13 protein-coding genes and 1 riboswitch are annotated in these 12,814 nt (G+C 77.0%); of the genes, 4 read left to right on the forward strand and 9 right to left on the reverse strand.

Annotation, left to right across the window (positions count from 1 at the left end):
- Window positions 1–315: 315 nt before the first annotated feature.
- The 4 genes from JIG38_RS15215 to JIG38_RS15230 all read right to left on the reverse strand — a co-directional run bounded on the left by JIG38_RS15215 (window position 316) and on the right by JIG38_RS15230 (window position 3,449).
- Window positions 316–582 carry a DUF167 domain-containing protein gene (locus JIG38_RS15215; protein WP_199424662.1) on the reverse strand — a complete coding sequence of 89 codons (267 nt, stop codon included), beginning with the start codon at window positions 580–582 and terminating at the stop codon, window positions 316–318.
- A gap of 110 nt (window positions 583–692) precedes the next feature.
- Entirely contained in the window at window positions 693–1,193 is a 501-nt protein-coding gene (locus JIG38_RS15220; RefSeq protein WP_199424663.1) for a hypothetical protein, read from the reverse strand.
- Between the two features lie 5 nt (window positions 1,194–1,198).
- The gene (locus tag JIG38_RS15225; RefSeq protein ID WP_199424664.1) at window positions 1,199–2,185 is read right to left on the reverse strand and encodes a malate dehydrogenase; all 987 of its coding nucleotides are present in this window, start codon (window positions 2,183–2,185) and stop codon (window positions 1,199–1,201) included.
- Window positions 2,186–2,231: 46 nt separating this feature from the next.
- Window positions 2,232–3,449, reverse strand: coding sequence for an NADP-dependent isocitrate dehydrogenase (locus JIG38_RS15230; RefSeq protein ID WP_199424665.1), 1,218 nt, complete (start codon window positions 3,447–3,449; stop codon window positions 2,232–2,234).
- 265 nt (window positions 3,450–3,714) lie between these two features.
- Here JIG38_RS15230 and JIG38_RS15235 point away from each other — a divergent pair, with 265 nt between their 5' ends.
- Complete coding sequence (locus tag JIG38_RS15235; protein WP_199424666.1) at window positions 3,715–4,728, forward strand: aquaporin; 1,014 nt, start codon at window positions 3,715–3,717, stop codon at window positions 4,726–4,728.
- Window positions 4,729–4,743: 15 nt separating this feature from the next.
- Here JIG38_RS15235 and JIG38_RS15240 read toward each other — a convergent pair whose 3' ends face one another.
- Window positions 4,744–5,022, reverse strand: coding sequence for a DUF3017 domain-containing protein (locus JIG38_RS15240; protein ID WP_199424667.1), 279 nt, complete (start codon window positions 5,020–5,022; stop codon window positions 4,744–4,746).
- Between the two features lie 23 nt (window positions 5,023–5,045).
- Here JIG38_RS15240 and JIG38_RS15245 point away from each other — a divergent pair, with 23 nt between their 5' ends.
- The gene (locus JIG38_RS15245; RefSeq protein ID WP_307844963.1) at window positions 5,046–6,299 is read left to right on the forward strand and encodes an NAD(P)/FAD-dependent oxidoreductase; all 1,254 of its coding nucleotides are present in this window, start codon (window positions 5,046–5,048) and stop codon (window positions 6,297–6,299) included.
- Between the two features lie 75 nt (window positions 6,300–6,374).
- Here JIG38_RS15245 and purH read toward each other — a convergent pair whose 3' ends face one another.
- Both purH and JIG38_RS15255 read right to left on the reverse strand, forming a co-directional pair.
- Entirely contained in the window at window positions 6,375–8,012 is a 1,638-nt protein-coding gene (gene purH / locus JIG38_RS15250; protein ID WP_199424668.1) for a bifunctional phosphoribosylaminoimidazolecarboxamide formyltransferase/IMP cyclohydrolase, read from the reverse strand.
- A 73-nt stretch (window positions 8,013–8,085) separates the two neighbouring features.
- Window positions 8,086–8,178, reverse strand: a riboswitch (ZMP/ZTP riboswitch).
- Between the two features lie 4 nt (window positions 8,179–8,182).
- Window positions 8,183–9,037, reverse strand: coding sequence for a TetR/AcrR family transcriptional regulator (locus JIG38_RS15255; protein WP_199424669.1), 855 nt, complete (start codon window positions 9,035–9,037; stop codon window positions 8,183–8,185).
- Between the two features lie 143 nt (window positions 9,038–9,180).
- Between JIG38_RS15255 and JIG38_RS15260 the strand changes: the two genes are divergently transcribed.
- On the forward strand, window positions 9,181–10,143 hold the full coding sequence (locus tag JIG38_RS15260; protein WP_199424670.1) for an NAD-dependent epimerase/dehydratase family protein: 963 nt from the start codon (window positions 9,181–9,183) through the stop codon (window positions 10,141–10,143).
- A 7-nt stretch (window positions 10,144–10,150) separates the two neighbouring features.
- Here the strand turns inward: JIG38_RS15260 and purN are convergent, their stop codons facing one another.
- Window positions 10,151–10,783: a phosphoribosylglycinamide formyltransferase gene (gene purN, locus JIG38_RS15265; RefSeq protein ID WP_199424671.1), complete on the reverse strand. Its 633-nt coding sequence runs from the start codon at window positions 10,781–10,783 to the stop codon at window positions 10,151–10,153.
- Window positions 10,784–10,927: 144 nt separating this feature from the next.
- Here purN and JIG38_RS15270 point away from each other — a divergent pair, with 144 nt between their 5' ends.
- Window positions 10,928–11,386: a hypothetical protein gene (locus JIG38_RS15270; RefSeq protein ID WP_199424672.1), complete on the forward strand. Its 459-nt coding sequence runs from the start codon at window positions 10,928–10,930 to the stop codon at window positions 11,384–11,386.
- Window positions 11,387–11,407: 21 nt separating this feature from the next.
- On the opposite strand, the gene JIG38_RS15275 is transcribed toward JIG38_RS15270, so the two are convergent.
- Window positions 11,408–12,814, reverse strand: a 1,407-nt coding sequence (locus tag JIG38_RS15275) for a cell division protein PerM (RefSeq protein WP_199424673.1), incomplete at its 5' end; no start/stop codon positions are given.

Genomic DNA, 12,814 nt, shown 5'->3' on the forward strand with positions numbered 1-12,814 from the left:
CAAACGTCACCCGGGTGAACTCCCACGGGTCGACTGGACCGTAACCCGTTGCTGCAACGCGTTACAACGCCCCGACCCACGCCGTTGCAGTGGACGCGCGCCCACCGGGCCTGTCGTGCGGGAGGACGACTGCTCGCGTTGCAAGGGTCGAAGGGCCCTGCCCACTCCTCGGACACGCGGCCCACGCGTCGGATGGTCCAGGCGCGCGCCCCGGCCGGGCGGTCCCTCGCCTGAGCCCGGGGCCCGGGTTCTGGAAGGGACGCTGAGGTCGGGGCGCCGGATCGGTTCCAGAGGTCGGCGGGGGCGGCGGGGCGGTCAGCCGCGGAGCAGGTCGGCGAGCCGGGCGGCGACGACGTCGGCAGGCGCGTCGACCGCCACCACCTTGTCCCGGGCCGTCGCGCCGGACACGAGGGTGACCGCGCGGCGGCGGACGCCGAACGCCCCGGCCACCGCCGCGAGGGCGGCCTCGGTCGCGGCCCCGTCGACCGCCCGCGCCGCGACGGCCACGACGAGGCGTCCGGCGTGCTCGCCCCCGACGCGGGTCCGTGACGCACCCGGCCGGACGCGGACGCCGACGCGCACCGGGCCGTCGGGCGCCGTCGACCCCGCCCTGGTCCCTGCCCCGCTCGGTGCCCCGTTCCGTGACCCGTTCCGTGCCCCGTCCCGTTCCACGGCGGCTCGCCCGCGCCCGCTCAGACCCAGAGGAGGAGCGCGGCGAGCTCGACGCGCGCGCCGACGTCGCCGTAGTCGCCCCGCACGGCGGCGTCGTACTCGGCCGTCGTCGTCGCGGCCGCCGCCTGCTCGGCCGACGCCACCGCGTCCCCGAGCACCTCGACGACCGAGGCCGCCGACTCCGCGTACCCGGACGACCACGACGCGGCCTCGAGCTCCTCGAGCATCGGCCGGGTCGCGTCGGCGTACGCCGTCGCGGCGGCCCGCGCCGTCGCGAGGTCGCCCGTCGCCTCGCCCGCGCGCCACGCGTCGAGCAGCGCGTCGTACCCCGCGACGACCGCGTGGAGCCGCTCGCTGTCCCCCGCCGACGACGACCCTCCGTCGTCCTCCCCCGCACCGCCCGCGGGCTGGGCCGACGTCTTCACGGGCTTGGGCGCCGGCGCCGCCTGCGGGACGCACCCCGACACGGCGAGCGCCGCCGCGACCGTCACGGCCGCGGCGGCGCGTCGGACCCCGCGCACGGGGGTCAGATCAGCCCGAGCTGGCGGACCGCGTCGCGCTCCTCGGCGAGCTCAGCGACCGAGGCGTCGATCCGGGTGCGCGAGAAGTCGCTGACATCCAGCCCCTGGACGATCTCCCAGTCGCCGCCGGTCGACGTCACCGGGAACGAGGAGATGAGGCCCTCGGGGACGCCGTACGAGCCGTCGGACACGATGCCGGCCGACGTCCACGACCCCTGCGGCGTGCCGAGCACCCACGACCGCACGTGGTCGATGGCGGCGTTCGCCGCGGACGCCGCCGACGACGCGCCGCGGGCCTCGATGATCGCCGCGCCGCGCTTGGCGACCGTGGGGATGAACGTGCTCTCGAGCCACGCCTGGTCGTCGATCACCTCGACGGCCGGGCGGCCACCGATCGTCGCGTGGAAGACGTCCGGGTACTGGGTCGCCGAGTGGTTGCCCCAGATCGTGACCCGGTCGATGTCCTTGACGCCCACGCCGGTCTTCTCGGCGAGCTGCGACAGCGCGCGGTTGTGGTCGAGCCGCGTCATCGCCGTGAAGCGCTGGGCGGGGACGTCCGGCGCGTGCGCCTGCGCGATGAGCGCGTTGGTGTTCGCCGGGTTGCCGACGACGAGCACCCGGACGTCGTCCGCAGCACCCGCGTTGATGGCCTCGCCCTGGGGCTTGAAGATGCCGCCGTTCGCCTCGAGCAGGTCGCCGCGCTCCATGCCCGGCCCGCGCGGCCGCGCGCCCACGAGGAGCGCGACGTTGACGCCGTCGAACGCCGCGCGCGCGTCGTCGAAGATGTCGACGGACTCGAGCAGCGGGAACGCGCAGTCGGCGAGCTCCATCGCGGTGCCCTCGGCGGCCTTGACCGCCTGCGGGATCTCCAGCAGGCGCAGGCGCACCGGCGTCTGCTCGCCCAGCATCGCGCCGGACGCGATGCGGAACAGCAGCGAGTAGCCGATCTGCCCGGCGGCGCCGGTGACGGTGACGTTCACGGGTGCGGTCATCGTTGACTCCTTCTCAGCCTGTCTCGGTCTGGTCTCGTCGCCGACGTCAGCCGAGGCGCGCCGCGAGGTTCTCGTCGAGGGCCGCGAGGAACGCCTCGGTGGTCAGCCACTCCTGGTCCGGGCCGATGAGCAGCGCCAGGTCCTTCGTCATCTTGCCGCTCTCGACCGTCTGGATGACGACGTCCTCGAGCGTCTGCGCGAACTGCGTGACCTCGGGCGTGCCGTCGAGCTTGCCGCGGTGCATGAGGCCCCGCGTCCAGGCGAAGATCGACGCGATCGGGTTGGTCGACGTCGGCTTGCCCTGCTGGTGCTGGCGGTAGTGGCGCGTGACCGTGCCGTGCGCGGCCTCCGCCTCGACCGTCCGGCCGTCGGGCGTCATGAGCACCGACGTCATGAGGCCCAGCGAGCCGAACCCCTGCGCGACCGTGTCGGACTGGACGTCGCCGTCGTAGTTCTTGCACGCCCAGACGTAGCCGCCCTCCCACTTCATGGCCGCGGCGACCATGTCGTCGATGAGGCGGTGCTCGTACGTGAGGCCGGCGGCGTCGAAGTCGGCCTTGAACTCGGCGTCGAACACCTCCTGGAAGATGTCCTTGAAGGCGCCGTCGTAGGCCTTGAGGATCGTGTTCTTGGTCGACAGGTAGACCGGGTAGCCGCGCTGCAGGCCGTAGGCGAACGAGGCGCGCGCGAAGTCACGGATCGAGTCGTTGAAGTTGTACATGCCCATCGCGACCCCGCCGTTCTCGGGGTAGGTCACGACCTGCTGCTGGATCGGCTCGGAGCCGTCCGCGGGCGTGAACGTCAGCGTGAGCGTGCCGGCGCCCTCGACCTTGAAGTTCGTCGCCTTGTACTGGTCGCCGTGGGCGTGGCGGCCGATGATGATCGGCTTGTTCCAGCCGGGGACCAGGCGCGGGATGTTGCTGATGATGATGGGCTCGCGGAAGACGACGCCGCCGAGGATGTTGCGGATGGTCCCGTTGGGCGAGACCCACATCTTCTTGAGGCCGAACTCCTCGACGCGCGCCTCGTCGGGCGTGATCGTGGCGCACTTGACGCCGACGCCGTGCTCCTTGATGGCGTTCGCCGCGTCGACCGTGACCTGGTCGTCGGTCGCGTCGCGGTTCTCGATCGACAGGTCGTAGTAGCGCAGGTCCACGTCGAGGTAGGGGTGGATCAGGCGGTCCTTGATGAACTGCCAGATGATCCGCGTCATCTCGTCGCCGTCGAGCTCGACGACCGGACCCACGACCTTGATCTTGCCCATGCGGAGACTCCCGTTGCTGAGGTGGTCGGCGCGGCCGCGGGCCGCACCGTGTCCCCGGTGGTCCCGGTGGTCCCGGTGGACCTCGGCGGACCTCGGCGGCCGAGCACCGCGGCCGGGGCGACGTGCGTTCGCGCCAGATTACTCGACATCGAGAGACCTGGCTCCGCCGTCGTCCGGGGCACCTGCGGACGCCGTGGGCGCCGTCGGGACGTGCGGCGGTGCGATGATGCCCGCTGGTCCACGCCGCTCGACCGACAGGGGAGCCATGTCCAGCACCAGTCCTGACCGCGAGCCCCGCACGCCCGCCCCGCGCGACCCCGACGACGACGCCACCGAGGCCGTCGTGCTCGCGGTCGACGACGACCAGGACGTCGAGCCGGACGAGCTCGACGAGGACGACGACGACCTGGACGACGAGCCCGACGACGGCGCGCTGGCGGGCCCCGAGGGCGCGGGCGCCGGCCTGGGCACGCGGCTCGGCGTCGAGGCGCTGGGCACGTTCGCGTTCGTGCTCGTGGTCACGGGCGTCGCGCTCTACGCGCCGATCTCCCAGGTCGACGTGGTCGGCGTCGCGCTCGCCGCGGGCCTCGTCCTCGTGGGCCTCACCGCGGCGTTCGGGCACCTCTCGGGCGGCCACTTCAACCCCGCCGTGACGCTCGGCACGGCCCTCGCCGGCATGACGCGCTGGGCCGACGTCCCGCTCTACTGGCTCGCCCAGCTGGCCGGTGCGGCCGCGGCCGGGGCCACCGTGTTCCTCACGGTGCCGACGTCGCTCCCGACCGCGCTCGGGCTCGACGGCGTCCCGGCGTTCTTCGCGGGCACGGCGAACTCGTGGGGCGAGAGCTCGACGCTCTTCACGGCGAGCCAGGAGATGACCTCGTTCGACCAGCGCGCGGCGTTCGTCGTCGAGCTCGTGGCGGCCGCGGTGCTCACCGCGGTCGTGGTGGGCACGGCCCGCCGCCGGTGGAGCTTCTCCCCCGCGCCCGCGGCGGTCGGCCTCACGTACGCGGCGCTGTTCCTGCTGACGAGCCCGATCACGGGCGGCTCGGCCAACCCCGTCCGCTCGACGGCCGTCGCGCTCTTCGCGGGCGAGGCGGCGCTCGGGCAGCTGTGGCTCTTCTGGGTCGCGCCGCTCGCGGGTGCCGCGCTCGTCGGCCTCGCGGCCTTCGGCTTCGGCCGGGGCGGGTCGCCGCGCGCCGGCGACACGGTCGACGCCGTCGACGAGGCCCCCGTCGACCGGTTCCCCAGGGTGGAGCGGGTCGGCCGGGCAGGGCTCTGAGGTCGCGCCGGGCGGTCAGACGCCCGGCGCGAGCATGAGGGCGCCGATGCCCGCGGCCAGCCCGAGCAGGATCGTCACGTCGACCCAGGTGGAGCGCACGGCGATGCCCTCGGGCCGCCGGCCGCGGCCGATGATGCGCGCGACCGCGGCGCCGACCAGGGTGCTGACCAGCACCGCCGCACCCGTGAACGCGCCGTCGAGCGCGGCGGCCACCGCGGCTGCGGCGATCGCGGCGACGACGAGCCAGAGCGCCGGGGCCCGGTGCCGCTCGGCGGCCTCGGGCGGGGGGTTCACGCCCGGGAGACTACCGTGGGCGCGTGCCCGCCGTTCCGCCCGCCTCCGTCGTCGTCGTCGGTGCGGGGCTCGCGGGCGCCATGGCCGTGACCGCGCTGCGCTCGTCCGGGTTCGCCGGCGAGGTGGTCCTCCTGGGCGCCGAGGGGCTCGAGCCCTACGACCGGCCGCCGCTCTCCAAGGAGCTCCTCACGCGCACGGAACCGGCCTGGCTGCGGGACGAGGTCGGCGCGGACCTCACGGGCGCGGACGCCCGGCTCGACGAGCCCGGGACCGCGCTGGCGGTCGACGCCGAGGGCGTCACGGTCACGACCCGGTCCGGCGAGGTCCGGGCCGACGCCGCGGTGCTCGCGACGGGCGCCGAGGCCGTGCGCCCGCCGGGCTGGGACGGCGCGCTCGTGCTCCACACCGCCCTCGACGCCGCCGTGCTGAGGGCGGCCGTCCGGCCCGGCGCCGAGGTCGTGGTCGTGGGTGCGGGGTGGATCGGCGCCGAGGTCGCCGGGGTCGCCGCGGCGGCCGGTGCGCGCGTGACCGTGGTCGAGGCCGCGGACGCCCCGCTCGCGACCGCGCTCGGCGCGGCCGTCGGCGCGCTCACCGTGCCCTGGTACGCGGCCGCCGGCGTCCGTCTGCTCACGGGCGCGCGCGTCGCGTCGGTCCACGCGGGCGCCGTCGCGCTCGAGGACGGCAGGTCGCTCCCGGCCGACGTCGTGCTCGTCGCGGTCGGCGCACGGCCGCGGTCCGCGTGGCTCGCCGACGCGCTCCCGCTCGGGCCCGACGGCGCCCTCGCGGTCGACGCGCACTTCCGGGTCCTGACGGACGACGGCCCGCTGGACCACGTGGTCGCCGTGGGCGACGTCGCGCGGCGCCGCTCGCCGCGCCACGGCTGGGTGCCCGGCGGCCACTGGGACGGCGCGCTGCGCGGCCCCGCGATCGCCGTCCGGACGCTCCTCGAGGGCCCGCACGCGCAGCCCGGGCCGGGCGACGACCCCGCGCCCTACGTGTTCTCGACCCAGCTCGGCCACGAGCTCGCCCTGCACGGGCACCCGCAGCCGACGGACGACGTCGTCGTGCGCGGCGGCACCGACGGCACCGACGGCACCGGCGGCACGACGGTGCTGTGGTTCCACCCCGGCACCGACGAGCTCTCGGCGGTGCTGGCCGTGGACCGCCCGCGCGACGTCGCCGCCGCCCGCCGGCTGTTCACGGGCGCGGCGCTGCCGCGGCTCGACCGGTCGGGCGCCGAGGACGACGCCCGACCGCTCCGGGCGCTCGCGCGCTGAGCGCGGCGTGCCGGCCCGGCGCTCTCCACGCGGCGCACGCCGCCCGGTGCGAGACGCCGCGCTCGCCCGCGGGACTCAGTGCGCGAAGTGGCGCGTGCCCGTGAGGTAGAGCGTGACGCCCGAAGCGGCCGCGGCCGCGACGACCTCGTCGTCGCGCACGGACCCGCCCGGCTGGACGACGGCGCGCACGCCCGCGTCGAGCAGCACCTGCAGGCCGTCGGCGAACGGGAAGAACGCGTCCGACGCCGCGACGGCGCCGCGCGCCCGCTCGTCGTCGCCCGTGTTCGCGCGCTCGACCGCGAGGCGGCAGGAGTCGACGCGGTTGACCTGGCCCATGCCGACGCCGACCGACGCGCCGCCGCGCGCGAGCAGGATCGCGTTGGACTTCACCGCACGCACCGCGCGCCACGCGAACGCGAGGTCCGCGAGCGTGGCCGCGTCGGCGGGCTCGCCCGCCGCGAGCGTCCAGGCGGCCGGGTCGTCGCCCCCGCCCTCGACGACGGCGTCCAGCCGGTCCGCGGTCTGCACGAGCAGGCCGCCGGTGATCGGGCGCACCTCGAGCGGCGCCGCGTTCGCGGGCGCGCCGACGCGGAGCAGGCGGACGTTCTTCTTGCGCGTGAGCACCGCGACGGCGTCGGGCTCGAAGTCGGGCGCGAGCACGACCTCGGTGAACACGGGCGCGAGCTGCTCGGCCATCGCGGCCGTCACCGGGCGGTTGGCCGCGACGACGCCGCCGTAGGCGGACACCGGGTCGCACGCGTGGGCCTTGGCGTGAGCGTCGGCGACGTCCGTCCCGACGGCGATCCCGCACGGGTTGGCGTGCTTGATGATCGCGACGGCGGGCTCGGCGTGGTCGTGCGCGGCGCGCCAGGCGGCGTCCGCGTCGACGTAGTTGTTGTAGCTCATCTCCTTGCCGTGGAGCTGCTCGGCCTGGGCCAGACCCGGCGTCGCGGCGTCGACGTAGAGCGCGGCGCGCTGGTGCGGGTTCTCGCCGTACCGCAGGACCGCCGAGCGCTCCCACGTGGCCGCGGTGACCGCCCCGAAGCCCGACTCCCGCGCGACGTCGTCGGGCGCGTAGGACGACGCGAACCAGGACGAGACCGCGACGTCGTAGGCGGCCGTGTGCGCGAAGGCCGCGCCCGCGAGCGCACGCCGCTCGGCGAGCGTGAACCCGCCCGCCGCGAGCGCCGCGACGACGTCGTCGTAGCGCGCCGGGTCCACGACGACGGCGACGCTCGGGTGGTTCTTGGCCGCGGCACGGACCATCGACGGTCCGCCGATGTCGATCTGCTCGACGACCTCGTCCGGCCCCGCGCCCGACGCGACCGTCGCGGCGAACGGGTAGAGGTTGCCCACCATGAGGTCGAAGCCCTCGACGCCCAGGTCGGCGAGCTGCGCGACGTGCTCGGGCCGGCGCGTGTCCGCGAGCAGGCCCGCGTGCACGCGCGGGTGCAGCGTCTTGACGCGGCCGTCGAGGCACTCCGGGAAGCCGGTGAGGTCCTCGACGCGCGTGACCGGGACGCCCGCGGCCGCGACCGTCGAGGCGGTCGAGCCGGTCGAGACGATCTCGACGCCCGCGGCGTGCAGCGCGGCGGCGAGCCCGGCGAGGCCCGTCTTGTCGTAGACGCTGACGAGCGCGCGGCGGATCGGGCGGCGCGTGCTCGCGGCGGTCGGGTCGGCGACGGGGGCCGTCGGGGCGAGGTCGTGCGACATGGCGTCTCCTGGGTCGGTCGGCGCGCGTGCGCCGCTCGGTCGGGCAGCGCACGCGTGCGCCGCTCGGGCGGGACCCAGGCACCCAGGCGGACGGTGCTCTGCAGGGGACTGCGGCCGCTCCCTGGTGGTCGGTTCCACCTGAGGTACGCCAGTCACGGCCGGGAACGATGCTACCCCGCGGGCGGTGCGGGGCGGGGCGCGGTCCCGCCGGCCGCGACGTCGCCGGCGTCGAGGCCGACGTCGAGCCCCACGCCGACGGCGGCCGTGGCGGTGGTCACGTCGAACACCCGGTCGAGGTCGACCACGAAGTTGTGCAGGTGGCCGAAGAGCTCGGCGGTCACGGCGCCCACGAGCGCGGCGAACAGGGTGACCGAGCGGGTGACGTCCGCGGCGAGGACGCCGGCGTCGACCGGGCCCTCGTCGCCGCCGGACGGGACCTCGGCCGAGGGCGACGTCGCGTAGGCATCCGCGGGCGTCCGGCCGCGCGCGATCGCCGCGGCGACCGCGAGGACGCCAGGCTCGACGAGCCCGGACGCGTCGAGCGACCGCGGCGGGTGCACCTCGTCGGCGGCGCGCCCGGCGACCAGCACGCGCGCGACGACACCCCACACGCGGACCGCGGGGCCGACGGTCTCGCGGGGTGCGGCGTAGCCGGGCACCGGGGTGCCGTAGACGAGCGAGAACTGGTGGGGGTGCGCGCGCGCCCACGCTCGGAAGGCGCGCGCTACGTCGAGCCACGCGTCGCCCGCCGACGCCCCGCGCGCGAGCGCGGCGTCGAGCGCCCGCTCGCACGCCTCCCCCGCTGCGTCGTAGGCCTCGACGATCAGGGCGGTGAGCAGCGCGTCGCGCGACTCGACGTAGCGGTACACCGCGGACGAGGCGACGCCGAGCTCGCGCGCGATCGCCCGCAGCGACAGCTGGGCCGGGCCGTCGGTCGCGAGGTGCCGGCGCGCGGCCGCCAGCAGGTCGCGCTCGAACTCGGCGCGGGCACGCTCCCGCGGGGTCCTGGGGCGGGCATCGGTCACCGCGCCATGGTCCCGGACGAGAGCACCCCTCGCAAGTACGAGCACCGCTCTTGACGCGGTCGCCCGGGCGGTGAGAGCGTTGCTCGCGCCAGAGAGCACCGCTCACACTCCCGGCAGCGGCCGGGCCACCTCCGGAGGAAGCCATGCAGCACGTCGTCGTCGGCAAGGGTCCGATCGGCAGCCACCTCGCGCACGTCCTCGCCGGGCAGGGCCACGAGGTCCTCGTGCTCAGCCGCACGGGCGGCCCACCCCGCAACCCCGACGGCGGCGCACCGCTGCCGGGCATCAGCCACGGCGTCGTCGACGCGACGGACGCCGGCGCGCTCGCGAGCGCCGCCCGCGGCGCCCACGCGCTGCACAACTGCCTCAACCCCGCGTACCACCGGTGGCCCACGGACTGGCCCCCGGTCGCCGAGGCGCTCCTCACCGCCACGGAGCGCACGGGCGCCGTGTACGTCATGGCCGGCAACCTCTACGGCTACCGGCGTGGCACGCACCTCATGACCGAGACCACGCCGCTCGCGACGACCGAGCGGAAGGGACGCGTGCGCGCGGCGATGTGGGAGGAGGCGCGCCGCCGGCACGACGACGGCCGCCTGCGCGCGACCGAGGTCCGGGGCAGCGACTACCTCGGCCCCCTGGCGCTCACCCACGCCCATGCCGGGCCGCGCGCCCTCGAGCCCCTGCTCGCCGGACGGACGGTCCGGCCCGTGGGCGGGGCCGACGCGCCGCACACGTGGACCTACCTGCCGGACTTCGCCCGCGCGATGGCCGCCGCCGCCGACCTCGAGGCGGCGTGGGGTCGCCCGTGGCACGTCCCCTCGCCCGAGCCGCTCACCTTCCGGGAGCTCATGACCCGGTTCGCGTCCGTGGCCGGCGCGCCCGCGCCCCGCATCGCACCCGTCCCGCTCGCTGCGGTGCGCGCGCTCGGCGTCGTCCAGCCGATGATGCGCGAGGTCCACGCCATGGGCTACCAGCTGGTCGAGCCGTTCGTCATGGACAGCACGGCCTCGCAGCGCACCCTGGGACTCGCGCCCACGCCGTGGCCGACGATCGCCACCGAGACGCTCGCGGCACTGCGCCGGCCGGCGCCCGCGGCCGCCTGAGGCCCCCTCAGCCGAAGCGCGTGGCGCGCCCCTCGACCGTGAGCCCCTCGCGCGCCGCGCGGCCGACGACGTCGACCAGCAGCGCGCGCTCCTCGACCTTGATCCGCTCGTGGAGCGTGGCCTCGTCGTCGCCCGCCAGGACCTCGACGGCGCGCTGGGCGAGGATCGGCCCGGTGTCGACGCCGGCGTCGACCAGGTGGACCGTGCACCCCGTGACGCGCACGCCGTGCGCGAGCGCGTCCCGCACGCCGTGCGCGCCGGGGAAGGACGGCAGCAGCGCAGGGTGGGTGTTGATCACCCGCTGGGCGAACCGGTCGAGGAACGGGGCACCGAGGATCCGCATGAAGCCCACGCTCACCACCCACGCGGGCTCGAACACGCCCACCGCCTGCGCCATCCCCCGGTCCCACGCCTCGCGGTCCGGGAAGTCGCGGGGCGCGACGACGGCGGTCGCGACCCCCGCGGCGCGCGCGATCTCGAGCCCGCCCGCGCCCGCCCGGTCGCTCACGACGCCGACGACGCGCGCGCCCCAGGCCGGGTCCCGCTGCGCCTCGAGGAGGGCGGCGAGGTTGGACCCCCCGCCCGAGACGAGGACGACCACACGGGCGGACGAGGGGACGACGTCGGGCGAGGCGCGCACGCCGCGACCCTAGCCGCCCGCCGCGACGTCGGCGGCGGGCGCCCGCCCGACGGTGGGACACTGGGCGCTGACCAGCACGACCCCGCGCCCGTCGGTCCGCCGGCGCACCGTCCGGCCGCGGCCGGGTACCCGAGGAGCCCAGGCATGACGTCCCCGACCGGCGTGCGACCGCCCGCCCCGCCCCGCCCGCCGGTGCAGCCCGCGCGGAGCGACCCCGAGGCGGTGCGGCGGGCGAGCCGGCAGGTCATGCACTTCGGCCTCCTCCTGCTCGGCACCCTCGTCGTCTCCCCGCTCGGGCTGGCCGGTCAGGTCGCCTCGCTCGCGCTCGCGGTCGCCGCGGTCGTCGTGGGCATCCGCGCGCTGCTCGCCGTGTGGCGCGCCGGGGTGCGCGGCGCCCTGGTGCCGGTGCTCGGCGTCGGGCTGGGCTTCGCGCTCGTCCTCGTCCTGTCGCTCGCGACGATGCTCGCGCTGTGGCCGCTGCAGGCCGAGCTGCAGGAGTGCCTCGGCGACGCGTTGACGATCTCGGCGCGCGAGCAGTGCCAGGACGACTTCCAGGAGAACCTCCAGCGGATGCTCGACGACGCGCGGGCGCCGCAGGGCTGACGGCCCGGCAGCGCGCGGGCGTCAGTCGTCGCCGCCCCGCGCGTCGCGGCCCTCGGGCGCGTCGTCCCCGCCGAGGTCGACGTCGGCGCGGCCCCGCACGCGGTCCCACGCGCCGCGCGCCCCGCGCCTGACCGCCTCCCGCACCGTCGCGTCCGCGGGCACTGCCGCGAGGGCGGCACCGACCAGGGCCCCGGCCGCGACGGCGAGGCCGACGGCGACCGGCGAGGCGCCGACCACGGCGAGCCGGCCCGGCCCCGCGGCACCGGAGCCGAGCGCCGCCACGACGGCACCGAGCGCCCCGGCGGCGACGGCGAGGACGCCCACGGCGACGAGCACGTCCCGCGCCCGGCCCACCACGAGGCGGCGGTGCAGCCACGCGCCCGCCAGCAAGCCCGCCGCGACCGTGACGACCGGCGCCCAGCGCACGAGCCCGCCGCCCTCGACCGGCAGCGCACCGAGCAGCGGCAGCGCCGGGAGCGGCCCGGCGACCACGCCCGACGGCGCGTACAGCGTGCCCTCGCCCACCGCGAAGCCCGGCCCGGCCAGCCAGGCGAACGCCCACGCGACGAGGTCGGGCGCGACGGCGAGCTGGGCGACCGCGAGCAGCAGGCCGCCGAACGTGTCCACACCCAGGCCCGCGACGACGTCGCCCGCCGCGGCCCGCCCGGACAGCACCCAGAACCCGGTGAGCAGCGACGCGGCACCGACCAGCGCCGCAGCGGCGACCATGCCCCCGACGGCGCCCGCGCGGACCGGGTGGTCGAGCCGCCCCCACCACCGCTGGGTCGCCGCGCGGACGCGACGCGGGCGCGCCACGCCCGCCCCCAGCCCGAGCGCGGCCACCGTCGCCGCCCCCAGCATCAGGCGCACGACGGCGCCCGCCCCGGCGCCGAGCGGCCCGGTGCCGCCCGCCAGCAGGAGGACGAGGAGCACGACCGCGAGGTAGCCCCCGACGCCGGACAACCAGGCCGAGACCGTGCGGTGGCTCGACCGGCGCGCGGACGCGTAGCAGGCGAAGAGCGCGAGGCCCGTGATCCCGAGCGGGACGAGGGTGAGGGTGGCGCCGCCGGCCCGGAGCGCGCCGCCGTGGCCCAGCAGCCACAGCGCGGCGCCCACGCCGACCGAGCGGGTCCAGCCGACCTCGGCGTTCGCCGGGTCCGCGGACGTGGCGACGTACGCGGCGAGCGCGGGCATGGCGACGACGAGCAGCGAGAGGACGGCGGCCTGGGCGCCGGCGAGGACGCCGGAGACCCAGCGGGGCGAGCCCTCCGTCGCGCTGCGCACCGACGCGCCGCCGCGCTCGACGGTGCGGCGGACCCAGCGTGCGCCCGCCGCCGCGGCGGGGACGTCCCGCGCGGCCGACGCACCGGGGACGGGCGACGGCGGGGGCTGCGGGCGCGCGGGCGGGCCCTGGTCGGCCCGCGCCCG

The organism is Actinotalea solisilvae, assembly GCF_016464425.1.
Classification (GTDB): domain Bacteria; phylum Actinomycetota; class Actinomycetes; order Actinomycetales; family Cellulomonadaceae; genus Actinotalea; species Actinotalea solisilvae.

Excerpts from the sequence above, each read along its gene's own strand:
- JIG38_RS15225 (WP_199424664.1), bottom strand. The coding sequence starts at position 2,185 with ATGACCGCACCCGTGAACGTCACCGTCACCGGCGCCGCCGGGCAGATC.
- JIG38_RS15230 (WP_199424665.1), bottom strand. The coding sequence starts at position 3,449 with ATGGGCAAGATCAAGGTCGTGGGTCCGGTCGTCGAGCTCGACGGCGAC.
- JIG38_RS15235 (WP_199424666.1), top strand. The coding sequence starts at position 3,715 with ATGTCCAGCACCAGTCCTGACCGCGAGCCCCGCACGCCCGCCCCGCGC.
- purH (WP_199424668.1), bottom strand. The coding sequence starts at position 8,012 with ATGTCGCACGACCTCGCCCCGACGGCCCCCGTCGCCGACCCGACCGCC.
- JIG38_RS15260 (WP_199424670.1), top strand. The coding sequence starts at position 9,181 with ATGCAGCACGTCGTCGTCGGCAAGGGTCCGATCGGCAGCCACCTCGCG.
- JIG38_RS15270 (WP_199424672.1), top strand. The coding sequence starts at position 10,928 with ATGACGTCCCCGACCGGCGTGCGACCGCCCGCCCCGCCCCGCCCGCCG.